Below are 12757 nucleotides of genomic sequence, written 5' to 3'. Positions count from 1 at the left end.
CGGCAGATCGGGCAGAATGGGGCCCGTGACTCTTGACGCTCCCGTGCTGAACCCCGATGTCTCGACCCCGCCCGACGTGGCGCCGGACGGGCGCCTGCTGCTGCTCGCGCCGTCGTCGAACCGCGTGTACGCGGGGGACGCGGCGCGCCTCAACGCTGCGGAGATCACGCTGCTCGCGGGTGCGCTCGGCATCGAGGCGAGCGTCGAACCCGTCACCGTGGCAGGGGTCGACTACCTCGCCGTCGCCGGTGACGACGACCGGCTCGACCGCGTCGTCTCCGAGGCCAGCGGCGCGTTCGCGCTCTTCGGCGCGCGCGACGGGCTGCTGAGCCCGACCCCGCTGGAGCGACGCAGGCTCTACACCGATGACGTCGTCACGATCCAGAAGTACCAGGGCAAGACGAACGAGCAGTTCACGCACCTGCTGCTCAACGTCACCGCGGCGCTGAGCAAGCGTCCCGCACAGCTGCTCGACGGCACGCTGCACGTCCTCGACCCCATGTGCGGGCGCGGCACGACGCTCAACACGTGTCTGCTGCGCGGCCTCGACATCACCGGCATCGAGGTCGACAAGGGCGACTTCGAGCAGTACCAGGCGTTCATCACGACGTGGCTGCGCACGCACCGCCTCAAGCACGAGATCGACGCGACACAGATCCGTCGCAGCGGCCGCACGTACGGTCGCGCCCTCGAGCTAGAGACGGCTCCCAGCAAGGAGGACTGGAAGGCGGGGCGCACCCAGCAGGTGACGTACCTGTCGATGGACACCACCAAGCTGCCGGACGTCATGCGCCGCGCCAGCGTCGACGTCGTCGTCACCGACCTGCCCTACGGCGTGCAGCACGGCAGCCACGGTAGCAATGGCGAGCGGCTCGCCCGTTCACCGTTGCGCCTGCTCGATCGCGCGCTGCCCGGCTGGCACGACGCGCTGCGCACCGGCGGCACGATCGGCCTCGCGTACAACCGTCACGTCGCCGGGCCCGAGGCGATGGCAGAAGCGCTCGAGGCTCACGGCTTCACCGTCGTGCACGGCCACGGCGTGGACGGCCCGACGCAGGGGCACGTCGCCGCCGACGCCTTCCGTCACCGCGTCGACGCCTCGATCGATCGCGACATCGTCGTCGCGCGCAAGGGCTGAGCGGTACATACGGGACACCCTGATCGGTAACGGCCGCGCCCGGCTGCGTCGTCGAGCCGCCGCCTGCGCCCATCGCCTAGGGTTGGGGCAGTTCACTTCAGCATCAGGAGGCATCCATGGCCGACCAGGCCCGCGCCCGCAAGGTCGCCGACCGCATCAAGTCCCTCGTCGCCGAGTACGTCGAGTTCCGTCTCAAGGACGAGCGCGTCGGCTTCCTCACGATCACCGACGTGCGCGTCACCGGCGACCTGCAGAACGCGTCCGTGTTCTACACCGTCTTCGGCAGCGACGAGGAGCGCGCCGCGACGGCCGAAGCGCTCGCCGACAACAAGGGCCGCATCCGCAGCCACGTCGGCAAGGGCCTCGGCATCCGTCTCACGCCGACGCTCGAGTTCATCGCCGACGCGATCCCCGAGGGCGCCGCACACCTCGAGGACGTGCTCGCCCAGACGCGCGCCCGCGACGAGGAACTGGCCCGTAACCGCTCTACCGCCGCCTACGCGGGCGAGGCGGACCCGTACAAGAAGCCGGCCGAACCCGCCGACGAGGCGTGAGCGAGTCCGCTGCCCAGCAGCGCCCCCGCCGCGAGGCGCGTCCGCAGACGCCCGACGGGCTCGTCCTCGTCGACAAGCCCGCCGGATGGACCTCGCACGACGTCGTCGGCCGCATGCGGCGCCTCGCGAACACGCGCCGCGTCGGCCACGCCGGCACACTCGACCCGATGGCGACGGGCGTGCTCGTGCTCGGCGTCAACAAGGCGACGAAGCTGCTGGCGTTCCTCGTCGGGTGCGACAAGGAGTACACCGCGACGATTCGCCTCGGCCAGACGACGATCACCGACGACGCGGAGGGCGGCGTCACGGCCTCGACGCCGTTGACGCGCGCGGAGCTGAGCGACGAGGCCCTCGCGGCGGCCGTCGCCTCGCTCAGCGGCGACATCGAGCAGGTGCCGAGCAGCGTCAGCGCGATCAAGGTCGACGGTAAGCGCTCCTACGCCCGCGTGCGTGGGGGAGAGGACGTCGCCCTCGCCGCGCGTTCCGTCACCGTCAGCCGCTTCGAGGTGCTCGACGTGCGTGAGGCGAGCACGGACGACGGCATGCCCGTGGTCGACCTCGACGTCGTCGTCGAGGTGACCTCCGGTACCTACGTGCGCGCCCTCGCGCGCGATCTCGGCGCCGCGCTCGGCGTCGGCGGGCACCTCACAGCGCTGCGGCGCACCCGCGTCGGCGCGTTCACCCTCGAGGATGCGGCGACGCTGGAGACGATCGCCGAGCAGGCCGGGGACGGCGGCGTCCCGCGCGTCATCCCGATGGCGCAGGCCGCGGCGGATTCCTTCGTCGTCCACGATCTCGATGTCGAGGAAGAACGCGCCCTCGGGTACGGCCAGCGGATCGCCTCGGCGCACCGCGGGGAGGAGACGGTCGCGGCGATCGCGCCCGACGGGCGTCTCGCCGCGATCCTCGACGAGCGAGCCGCCACCGCGAAGTCGCGCGTCACCTTCCCGGCCTGAGCCTGCAGGCAGCACGCGCCGCGGTCACCACCCGCGGCGCCCGCGGCGCCCGCGACGCACGCCACGCTCACCCAGGTGCGAAGCTGTCGCACCGGGCGGTAAGGTGACGCTGCAACGCACGACGAGACGAAGGATGGGCGATGAGCCGTCTGACCGGCTGGTGGCACGGGTTCAACGCCCACGAGAAGCGCTCGATCCTCGGCATGGCGGGTTTCGTCGCGCTGCTGCACGTCGTGGGGTGGGGGGTGCTCGCGTTCGTCGTCGAACCGCAGAACCTGCAGATCACCTCGGACGGGCACAAGCAGCTGTTCGGCATCGGCCTCGGCCTCACCGCCTATACCCTCGGCATGCGTCACGCCTTCGACGCCGACCACATCGCGGCCATCGACAACACGACGCGCAAGCTGCTCACCGACCGTCGCGAGAACAAGCCCGTGTCGGTCGGTTTCTGGTTCTCCCTCGGCCACTCGAGCGTCGTGTTCACGATGTGTCTGCTGCTCGCGCTCGGGATCAAGGCCATCGCCGGGCCGGTGAAGGACGACGACTCGACGCTGCACCAGTGGCTCGGCGTCTTCGGCCCGACGGTCTCCGGCGTCTTCCTGTGGGTCATCGGCATCCTCAACCTCATGAGTCTCATCGGCATCGTGCGCGTCTGGCGCGGGGCGCGTGAAGGCCGCCTCGACGAGCAAGCGCTCGAGGGGCATCTCGATGGCCGCGGATTCTTCGCCCGCATCCTGCGGGGCGCGACGAAGTCGATCACGAAGCCGGTGCAGATGTACCCGACAGGGTTCCTGTTCGGCCTCGGCTTCGACACGGCCACCGAGATCTCGCTGCTCGTCCTCGCGAGCGGGGCGGCGGCCTTCGCGCTGCCGTGGTACGCGATCCTCACCCTGCCGATCATCTTCGCCGCCGGCATGAGCCTGCTCGACTCGATCGACGGCATCTTCATGTCCCGCGCCTACGAATGGGCCTTCGCCAAACCGCTGCGACGGCTCTACTACAACGCGACCGTGACGGGCCTGTCGGTGTTCGTCGCCCTCGTCATCGGCACGATCGAACTGGCCGGCGTCGTGAGCGACAAGTGGAACATCACGAGCGGCCCGGTCGCCTGGCTGGGTTCGATCCCGCTCGACTCGGTCGGGTACGTCATCGTCGCGCTCTTCGTGCTGACGTGGGCCGGCGCGCTCGCCGTGTGGCGTCTCGCACGCATGGACGAGCGAGAGCTGTCCACGGGCGGATGACGAGCGAGAGCTGTCCACGGGCGGATAAGGTGGCGTCGTGCTGCGCCTGACTGACCCCCACGACCTGCCCGCCGACTTCGGGCCCACCGTCGTCACACTCGGAAACTTCGACGGCGTCCACCGCGGCCACGCCGCCGTGATGCAGCGCGTCGCGCAAGAGGCTCACGCCCGTGGGCTCAGGAGCGTCGCCGTGACGTTCGAGCCGCACCCCCTCGCCGTCCTCGCGCCCGACAAGGCGCCCGAGATGCTGACGGGCATGAAGGACCGGCTGTTCCTGCTCGAACAGCTCGGTCTCAACGCCGTCGTCGTCATGCCGTTCACCCGCGAGCTCGCCGCGCAGACGCCGCGCGAGTTCGTCGAGACGACGTTCGTCGACGCCCTGCATGCGCGCTGCGTCGTCGTCGGCAAGGACACCCGCTTCGGCGTGAAGAACTCCGGCGACATCACGACGCTGAGCGAGCTGGGGGGCGAGTTCGGCTTCGACGTCATCGCCCTCGACGACGTCGGCCCGGGCGTGCGCTGGTCGTCCTCGCAGGTGCGCGAACTCATCGCGGGCGGCAAGGTCGATGAGGCCGCCGAGGTACTCGGGCGCAACCACTGCGTCGTCGGGGAGGTCGTCAAGGGCTTCCAGCGCGGGCGCGAACTCGGTTTCCCGACGGCCAACCTTGCGCGGGACGCCGAGGGCGTCGTCCCCGCTGACGGTGTGTACGCGGGGTGGCTCGTGCGTCGCTCGCTCGCCCAGGACGACCCCGAATACCGCTTGCCCGCCGCCATCAGCGTCGGCACGAACCCGACGTTCGACATCCCCGAGCGCACGGTCGAGGCGTACGTCCTCGACCGCACCGACCTCGACCTGTACGGCGAGATCGTCGCCGTCGAGTTCGTGCAGCACCTGCGCGGCAACGTGAGGTTCGACTCGATCGAGGCACTGATCGAGCAGATGACGCGCGACGTCGAGGCGGCACGCGACTTGCTCGCGCCCGCGTGAACGCAGCGCGAAGCGAGCCGCGACGCGTCCTCGCCGACCTCGCACGCCTCGACCTCGGCCTGCTGACGGCGGCGGCCGGCCTCACCGGCATCGGCATCCTGCTGACGTGGTCGGCCACCGCACACGTCTCCGGCACCGCCTTCGCCGTGCGCGGCGTCATCAACGCCGTCATCGGAGTGGGCCTCGCGGCGCTCATCATGCGTCTCGATCCGCGGACGTTGCGCGCGCTCGCCCCGGCGATCTACCTCGTCGCGTTGCTCGCCCTCCTCGCCGTCTTGACACCGCTCGGCAGCACGATCAACGGTTCGCGCTCGTGGATCGAAGTGCCCGGCTTCTCGATCCAGCCGTCGGAGATGGCGAAGGTCGCGCTCACCGTGGCGCTCGCGTCCGTCCTCGCCGACCGCGACGACCCGCGCCCCCTCGGCCTGCGGCAGCTGCGGTTGCCGCTCGCCGTCGTCGCCGTGCCCCTCGCGCTCATCATGCTACAACCCGACTTCGGCTCAGCCGTCGTCCTCACCCTGCTCGCGGTCTCGGCGCTGCTCGTCCCCGGGGTGCGACGGCGGGTGCTGCTCGGCGCGGGCACCGCGCTCGCGGGAGTCGTCGCCGTCGCCCTGTTCACCCCCGTGCTCGCGCCGTATCAGCGCGACCGGCTGCTCGCGTTCGTCGACCCCACCGCCGACCCGAGTGGCATCGGCTACCAGGTGGCGCAGGTCAAGACGGCCATCGGTTCCGGGGGGTTGTTCGGTCAGGGCTTGTTCGAGGGACGCTCGACGCAGGGCGGGTTCATCCCGTTCCAGTACACCGACTTCGTATTCTCCGTCGCGGGGGAGGAGCTCGGGTTCGTCGGGGCCGTGGGCGTCGTCGCGCTCGAGCTGTTCGTCGTCGTCCGCATGCTGCACGTGGCGCGCCGTTCGGAGGACGATTTCGCGCGCCTCGTCTGCGTCGCGCTCGCCGGATGGTTCGTCGTCCAGACGCTCGAGAACCTCGGGATGAACCTCGGTCTCATGCCCGTCACGGGGGTGCCGCTGCCTTTCGTCTCGTACGGTGGATCGAGCATGTTTTCGTGCTGGGCCGCGATCGGGCTCGTCGGAAACGTCCAAAAGACCCGCCGCTCTCGCCTAGGGTGAGGGCTATACCTAAGAAAACTGGCGAGTAACCACTCTGCCGAGTTGCGACTGGAGGCGCCTACCCATGGTCATGAACATCGCCGACGAGAAGTTCGAGCGCGATCTCATCGACAACCGAGCCCGCAGCGTCGCGCATCTGTTCATCGACCGCGTCGCGAAGTCCGGCCAGGACGAGGCGTACCGCTTCCCGCAGGGCGGCGCCTGGAAGTCGATGACGTGGGCGCAGACCGACACGCACGCCCGTCAGATCGCGGCGGGCCTCGTCGCGCTCGGCGTGGACGCCGAGGACCGCGTCGCCATCGCCTCCTCGACCCGCCTGGAGTGGGTCCTCGCGGACCTGGGCAACATGCTCGCCGGCGCGGCGACGACGACCGTGTACCCGACGAGCCAGCTCGCCGACGTCGTCCACATCCTCACCGACTCGGGCTCGCGCGTCGTGTTCGCCGAGGACACCGGTCAGGTCGAGAAGCTGCGTAGCGGGCGCGAGCAGATCCCCGACGTCGTCAAGGTCGTCGTCTTCGACGGCGAGGGTGACGGCGAGTGGGTCATGACGCTCGACGAGCTGCGCGAGCTCGGCCGCACCCGTCTCGAGGAGACGCCCGACGTCATCGACGACCGCGTCGCCGGCATCAAGCCGCAGCACCTCGCGACCCTCATCTACACCTCGGGCACGACGGGCAAGGCGAAGGGTGTGCGCCTGTCGCACGACTGCTGGACGTACGAGGCGTCCGCCGTCGACTCGACCGGTCTGCTCAACGCGGGTGACGTGCAGTACCTGTGGCTGCCCTTGTCACACGTGTTCGGCAAAATGCTGCTGTGCCTGCCGATCCAGGTCGGTTTCCCGACGGTCGTCGACGGTCGCGTCGACAAGATCATCGACAACCTGCCCGAGACGCAGCCGACGTGGATGGGCGCCGCGCCGCGCATCTTCGAGAAGGTGTACGGCAAGATCAACACGATGATGGAGGCCGACGGCGGCGCGAAGCTCAAGCTGTACCGCTGGGCCGTGGAGGTCGGCACCAAGGTGGCCAACGAGCGCGCCGACGGCCGCGAGCCGTCCGGGCGTCTCGCGATCGAGTACAAGTTGGCCGACAAGATCATCCTGTCGAAGATTCGCGCCCGCTTCGGCGGTCACGTGCGCTACTTCATCTCCGGCTCGGCGGCGCTCAACAAGGACATCGCGCTGTGGTTCTCCGCGATCGGTCTGCCGATCCTCGAGGGCTACGGCCTGTCGGAGTCTTCGGCGGCGGCGAGCGTCAACCGTCCCTACCTCGGCGCGAACCAGGTCGGCACCGTCGGTTGGCCGCTGCCGGGCACCGAGTTCAAGCTCGGTGAGGACGACGAACTGCTCGTCAAGGGTCCCGGCGTCATGCAGGGCTACTGGAACCTCGAGCGCGAGACCGCCGAGGTGCTGACGGACGGCTGGTTCCACACCGGTGACATCGGTGAGATCTCCGAGTCGGGCCACATTCGCATCACCGACCGCAAGAAGGATCTGTTCAAGACATCGAACGGCAAGTACGTCTCGCCCGGCGCCATCGAGGCGATGTTCAAGGGCGTCTGCCCGTACGCCTCGAACCTCGTTGTCGAGGGCGATGGCCGCAAGTTCGTCTCCGCGATCATCACGCTCGACGAGGACGCCATCGCCGAGTGGGCCGAGAAGAACGGCATGGCCGGCAAGAGCTACCGCGACGTCGTGACGAGCGATGCGTGCCGTGAGATGGTGCAGGGCTACGTCGACGAGATGAACCTGCGTCTCAACCGCTGGGAGCAGATCAAGCGTTTCATCATCCTGCCGCGCGACCTGTCGGTCGAGGAGGGTGAGATCACCCCCAGCATGAAGATCAAGCGCCGCGTCGTCGTCAAGAAGTTCAAGGACGACCTCGACGAGCTCTACACCGACTGACACCCGCCCGCCGCGCGGGTCGACGAACGGGGCATTCGAGGCGATGACGCTCGGTGCCCCGTTCGCGTGCCCGCACCCGCGCCGAGTCCGCGCAGGTCACGCGTGCCTCAGGTCATCACCACCCTTCGTCTCGCGATAGTGTGAGGGGCGTCAAGTCCCTTTGCCGCTTACATCGGCTCGCACTCAGCGATCGGAGGTTGTCCATGTCCAGTGCCCAGCTGCTCACGTCCACCCGTGAGGTCAAGGCCGTCGTCGGGGAGCCCGAGGTCGTCGAGGACACCACCGCGTGGAGCGAGCTCAAGGCCGCATGCGAGGCCATCGCCGCGATGCAGGTCAAGGATGGCTCTCTCGCCCCCGAGGCTGACGCCGGCGCCGTAGGCGCCGAGCTCGAGGGCGCCGTGACGGCGATCGAGGCGCTCGCGCCGTCGTTCCCGCACGACGCCGCCTACCTCGACGCGCTCGTCGTCGACCTGCGCCGGTGGGCCGACGACGGTTTCGGCGTGCCCGACTTCCTCGACTCGCTCGTCGCATTCGACCCGCAGAACCAGCGCGAGGACGGCGTTCGCCACCTCGTCGTGTTCCCGATGTACACCCAGAACGGTTCGCCGAACCGTCACCTCGAGGCCGTCCTCGTCGAGGTGATCTGGCCGGAGTTCATCGACACCCTCGAGCGCGAGTACAAGAACCCGCTGTTCGTGCCGCTGCGCTTCGTCGACTTCACCTCCGGCTACGACACGAACTCGGCCGTGCTGTTCCCCGAGACCGTCGCGACGCGTGAGACGCCCGTCTTCACCTGGGGTGCGATCTTCCAGGACCGTGAGGCAGCGCGCTACCGGCGCGTCGTCAGCGAAGCCGCGCGCATCACGAAGCTCGAATTGCCGAGCGGGGCGCAGGCGATGCTCGAGGATCAGTCGCTCACCGAGGCGACCTTCATCATGTGGGATCTCATCCACGACCGCAGCCACATGCGCGGCGATCTCCCGTTCGACCCGTTCATGATCAAGCAGCGCATGCCGTACTTCCTCTACTCGCTCGAGGAGTTGCGTTGCGACCTCACGGCGTTCCGTCACTGCGTCGACCTCGAGCGTCGTCTCGGCGAGCGTGTCGTCGCGGGGGAGAACCTGACCGCCGTGGAGCGTGACACGCTGACGCATGCGCGCGGCGTGCAGTACGCCGTCCTGCTCGATCGGATCTTCCGGTTCGCGCTCACCGGTGGCCGTGTGCGCAACTACGACGGTCTCGGCGGGCAGCTGCTGTTCGCGTGGCTGCACCAGCGTGGCGTGATGAACTGGACGGACTCGAAGCTCACCGTCGAGTGGTCGCGCCTGCCCGCCTGCATCATCGAACTCGCCGACGCCGTCGACGAGCTGTACTGGCGCTCGATCGACCGCCCCAAGGTCGCGCACTGGCTCGCGGCGTACGAGCTGATCCGTTCCGTCCTGACGCCGCACCCGGCGTCGGTGTGGGCGCGCGGGCTGCCCGACGGGGTGCTCGCGGGGCCGCCGAAGGGCTACACCGACGCGGTGCTCGACGACGAGTTCCCGCTGTCGATGTTCTTCGAGGCGCTCGAGCGCAAGATGGCGCCCGTCATCGCTTCGACGCGAGGGATCACGGGCCGCGATGACTGAGGAGACGACGATGAAGCACGAACCGTTCGAGGCGCTGCACGACACCGCGCGGCGCGACTTCGCGTCCGACAACTACGCGGGGATGCACCCCCGCGTCGTCGAGGCGCTCGCCGCGGCCAACGGCGGCCACCAGGGCGCTTACGGTGCGGACGACTACACGCAGCGGCTGCAGGAGGTCGTGCGGGGCCACTTCGGTGACGACGCGATCGCCTACCCGGTCTTCAACGGCACGGGCGCGAACGTCCTCGCGCTGCAGTCGATGCTGCCGCGCTGGGGCGCCGTCATCGCCGCGACGACGGCGCACATCCACGTCGACGAGGGTGGAGCGCCGGAGCGCACCGGCGGGCTCAAGCTGCTCACGGTCGAGACCGAGGACGGCAAGCTCACCCCGGAGCTCATCAACCGCGAGGCATGGGGTTTCGGGGATGAGCACCGCGCCCAGGCCGGCGTCGTGTCGATCACGCAGTCGAGCGAGTTGGGCACGCTCTACACGCCCGACGAGATCGCCGCGATCGCCGAGCACTCGCACCGACTAGGGCTCAAGGTGCACCTCGACGGCGCGCGGTTGTCGAACGCGGCCGCCGCGCTGGAGGTGCCGCTGCGCGCCATCACGACGGACGCCGGCGTCGACGCCATCAGCCTCGGTGGCACGAAGAACGGCGCGATGCTCGCCGAGGCCGTCGTGGCGCTGACGCCCGAGGCGTGTGCGGGGCTCGGGTTCTCGCGCAAGTTCCTCATGCAGCTGACGTCGAAGATGCGCTTCGTCTCCGCGCAGTTGCTCGCGCTCTACGACGGTGAGCTGTGGCGCGAGAACGCGACGCAGGCCAACGCTGCGGCGCGACGCCTGCGGGCCGGGATCGAGGCCGAGCAGGCGCGCGGTGCGCTCGGTGAGGTCGCGTTCACGCAGCCGACTCAGGTCAACGCCGTCTTCGCGACGCTGCCGGCCGACGTCGCGAACCGACTGCGCGAGAGCTACCGGTTCTACGACTGGGACGAGGCGCGCGGCGAGGTGCGCTGGATGTGCTCGTTCGACACCCGCGACGAGGACGTCGACGCCTTCGTCGCCGCGCTCGTGGCGGCGTCACGCCGTGGAGGTGAGACGGGCAGCGCCTGAGCGGGCGCGCCGGCGACGATTGGCCGCTCGTCCTGGGCCGAACTACCCTGGTGGACATGTCTGGTGAGTCTGTCTTCCACGATCTCGAGCCGCTACTGGAGCAGGTGAACAAGCCGATCCAGTACGTCGGTGGCGAGCTCAACGCCCAGGTCAAGGACTGGAACTGCGGCGGCTACGGCCCCGACGGGCAGGAGCTGACGACGCGCTGGGCCCTCATGTACCCCGACGCCTACGAGGTCGGCGTGCCCAACCAGGGCGTCATGATCCTGTACGAAGTGCTCAACGAGCGTGACGACGCGCTCGCCGAGCGCACCTACTCCATGTGGCCGGACATGGAGGCGAAGATGCGTGAGGCGGGCGTGCCGCAGTTCACCGTCGACGGACACCGCAGCGTGCGCGACTTCGACGTGCTCGGCATGTCGTTCTCGACCGAACTCGGGTACACGAACATGCTGACGGCGCTCGACCTCGGCGGAATCCCCCTGCATGCCGACGAGCGCACGATCGACGACCCGATCGTCCTCGCGGGCGGGCACTCGGCGTTCAACCCCGAGCCGATCGCCGACTTCATCGACGCCGCCGTCATCGGTGACGGCGAAGAGGCCGTCCTGCTCATCACCGACATCATCAAGGAGTGGAAGCTCGCCGAGCGCCCCGGCGGGCGTCGCGGGCTGCTGCTCGAACTCGCGCGCACGGGCAGCGTCTACGTGCCGTCGATGTACGAGGTCGACTACCTGCCCGACGGGCGCATCCAGCGTGTCGTGCTGAGCGAGGAGGCGCACGGTGTGCCGTGGCGCGTCGCGAAGCACACCGTCATGGATCTCGACGAGTGGCCTTACCCGAAGCAGCCGCTCGTGCCGATGGCCGAGTCCGTCCACGAGCGGATGAGCGTCGAGATCTTCCGCGGCTGCACGCGTGGTTGCCGTTTCTGCCAGGCCGGCATGATCACGCGCCCCGTGCGCGAGCGTTCGATCACCGGCATCGGCGAGATGGTCGAGAAGGGCCTCGCCGCGACCGGCTTCGAGGAGGTGGGCCTGCTCTCGCTGAGCTCCGCCGATCACACCGAGATCGCCGAGATCTCCAAGGGCCTCGCCGACCGTTACGAGGGCACGCAGACGGGTCTGTCGCTGCCGTCGACGCGCGTCGACGCGTTCAACATCGACCTCGCCAACGAGCTGACGCGCAACGGCCGCCGCTCGGGTCTGACGTTCGCGCCCGAGGGCGGCAGCGAGCGCATCCGCAAGGTCATCAACAAGATGGTCTCCGAGGACGACCTCATCAACACCGTTGCCGCGGCATACGGCGCGGGCTGGCGCCAGGTGAAGCTGTACTTCATGTGCGGCCTGCCCACCGAGACCGACGAGGACGTCCTGCAGATCGCCGACATGGCGCGCCGCGTCATCGAGACCGGACGCCAGGTGAGCGGCCGCAAGGACATCCGCTGCACCGTCTCCATCGGCGGGTTCGTACCGAAGCCGCACACGCCGTTCCAGTGGTGCGCTCAGCTGTCGGCCGAGGCCACGGACGAGCGGCTCAAGAAGCTCAAGGACGCCATCCGAGCCGACAAGAAGTTCGGTTCAAGCATCGGCATGCGTTACCACGACGGCAAGCCCGGCATCGTCGAGGGTCTGCTGAGCCGCGGCGACCGCCGCGTCGGCGCCGTCATCGAGGCCGTGTGGCGTGACGGCGGCCGCTTCGACGGCTGGAGCGAGCACTTCAGCTACGAGCGCTGGATGGAGCAGGCCGACGCGGTCTTCGCCGCCTCCGAGCACCCGATCGACGTCGACTGGTACACGACGCGTGAGCGCGGCGAGCTCGAGGTGCTGCCCTGGGATCACCTCGACTCCGGTCTCGACAAGGACTGGCTGTGGCAGGACTGGCAGGATGCCCTCTCCGAGGAAGAAGTCGACGACTGCCGCTGGACGCCGTGCTTCGACTGCGGCGTGTGCCCGCAGATGGACACCGACATCCAGATCGGCCCCACGGGCAAGACGCTGCTGCCGCTCACCGTCCTCGGTGAGGGCGCGAAGAAGTTGGCCGCCGCCGACCACGCGCACTGACGTGGGCGCGGCGACATGACGAGGCGACTCGTCTCGACGGGGCCA

At 69.2% G+C, this 12757-nt stretch carries 10 protein-coding genes; all 10 read left to right on the top strand.

Translation table 11 applies throughout. From position 1 onward, the window contains the following. The first annotated feature begins 25 nt into the window (after positions 1-25). The 10 genes from NQ706_RS10065 to NQ706_RS10020 all read left to right on the top strand — a co-directional run bounded on the left by NQ706_RS10065 (position 26) and on the right by NQ706_RS10020 (position 12712). Positions 26-1138, top strand: coding sequence for a TRM11 family methyltransferase (locus tag NQ706_RS10065; protein WP_200874210.1), 1113 nt, complete (start codon positions 26-28; stop codon positions 1136-1138). Between the two features lie 116 nt (positions 1139-1254). Then, positions 1255-1692 (top strand): 30S ribosome-binding factor RbfA, encoded by a 438-nt coding sequence (gene rbfA / locus NQ706_RS10060; RefSeq protein ID WP_006943469.1) that lies wholly within the window; start codon positions 1255-1257, stop codon positions 1690-1692. Next, entirely contained in the window at positions 1689-2648 is a 960-nt protein-coding gene (gene truB, locus NQ706_RS10055; protein ID WP_038568731.1) for a tRNA pseudouridine(55) synthase TruB, read from the top strand. Before rbfA ends, truB begins: the two co-directional genes overlap by 4 nt. A gap of 140 nt (positions 2649-2788) precedes the next feature. Next, positions 2789-3889, top strand: coding sequence for a HoxN/HupN/NixA family nickel/cobalt transporter (locus NQ706_RS10050; RefSeq protein ID WP_006943463.1), 1101 nt, complete (start codon positions 2789-2791; stop codon positions 3887-3889). Positions 3890-3926: 37 nt separating this feature from the next. Beyond that, positions 3927-4877 (top strand): bifunctional riboflavin kinase/FAD synthetase, encoded by a 951-nt coding sequence (locus tag NQ706_RS10045; RefSeq protein WP_038568729.1) that lies wholly within the window; start codon positions 3927-3929, stop codon positions 4875-4877. Next, positions 4874-6004, top strand: a complete 1131-nt coding sequence (gene rodA, locus NQ706_RS10040) for a rod shape-determining protein RodA (RefSeq protein ID WP_038568727.1) — start codon at positions 4874-4876, stop codon at positions 6002-6004. The genes NQ706_RS10045 and rodA overlap by 4 nt, the downstream gene beginning before the upstream one ends. A 64-nt stretch (positions 6005-6068) precedes the next feature. Then, positions 6069-7910, top strand: coding sequence for a long-chain fatty acid--CoA ligase (locus NQ706_RS10035; RefSeq protein WP_006943465.1), 1842 nt, complete (start codon positions 6069-6071; stop codon positions 7908-7910). Between the two features lie 203 nt (positions 7911-8113). Continuing rightward, on the top strand, positions 8114-9538 hold the full coding sequence (locus NQ706_RS10030; RefSeq protein WP_038568725.1) for a DUF6421 family protein: 1425 nt from the start codon (positions 8114-8116) through the stop codon (positions 9536-9538). After that, positions 9531-10652 carry a threonine aldolase family protein gene (locus tag NQ706_RS10025; RefSeq protein ID WP_404360854.1) on the top strand — a complete coding sequence of 374 codons (1122 nt, stop codon included), beginning with the start codon at positions 9531-9533 and terminating at the stop codon, positions 10650-10652. Before NQ706_RS10030 ends, NQ706_RS10025 begins: the two co-directional genes overlap by 8 nt. A 56-nt stretch (positions 10653-10708) precedes the next feature. Next, the gene (locus NQ706_RS10020; RefSeq protein ID WP_038571155.1) at positions 10709-12712 is read left to right on the top strand and encodes a TIGR03960 family B12-binding radical SAM protein; all 2004 of its coding nucleotides are present in this window, start codon (positions 10709-10711) and stop codon (positions 12710-12712) included. Positions 12713-12757 lie beyond the last annotated feature (45 nt).

This window comes from Dermacoccus sp. BD5, from assembly GCF_044878485.1.
GTDB classification, from domain to species: Bacteria; Actinomycetota; Actinomycetes; order Actinomycetales; family Dermatophilaceae; genus Dermacoccus; species Dermacoccus nishinomiyaensis.
Note: the sequence above shows the minus strand (reverse complement) of the source record. Positions and strands in the feature narration are given on the sequence as shown.

Bases quoted from the DNA above. Each gene is read 5' to 3' on its own strand.
- rbfA (WP_006943469.1), top strand. From the start codon at position 1,255: ATGGCCGACCAGGCCCGCGCCCGCAAGGTCGCCGACCGCATCAAGTCC.
- NQ706_RS10050 (WP_006943463.1), top strand. From the start codon at position 2,789: ATGAGCCGTCTGACCGGCTGGTGGCACGGGTTCAACGCCCACGAGAAG.
- NQ706_RS10035 (WP_006943465.1), top strand. From the start codon at position 6,069: ATGGTCATGAACATCGCCGACGAGAAGTTCGAGCGCGATCTCATCGAC.
- NQ706_RS10030 (WP_038568725.1), top strand. From the start codon at position 8,114: ATGTCCAGTGCCCAGCTGCTCACGTCCACCCGTGAGGTCAAGGCCGTC.
- NQ706_RS10025 (WP_404360854.1), top strand. From the start codon at position 9,531: ATGACTGAGGAGACGACGATGAAGCACGAACCGTTCGAGGCGCTGCAC.
- NQ706_RS10020 (WP_038571155.1), top strand. From the start codon at position 10,709: ATGTCTGGTGAGTCTGTCTTCCACGATCTCGAGCCGCTACTGGAGCAG.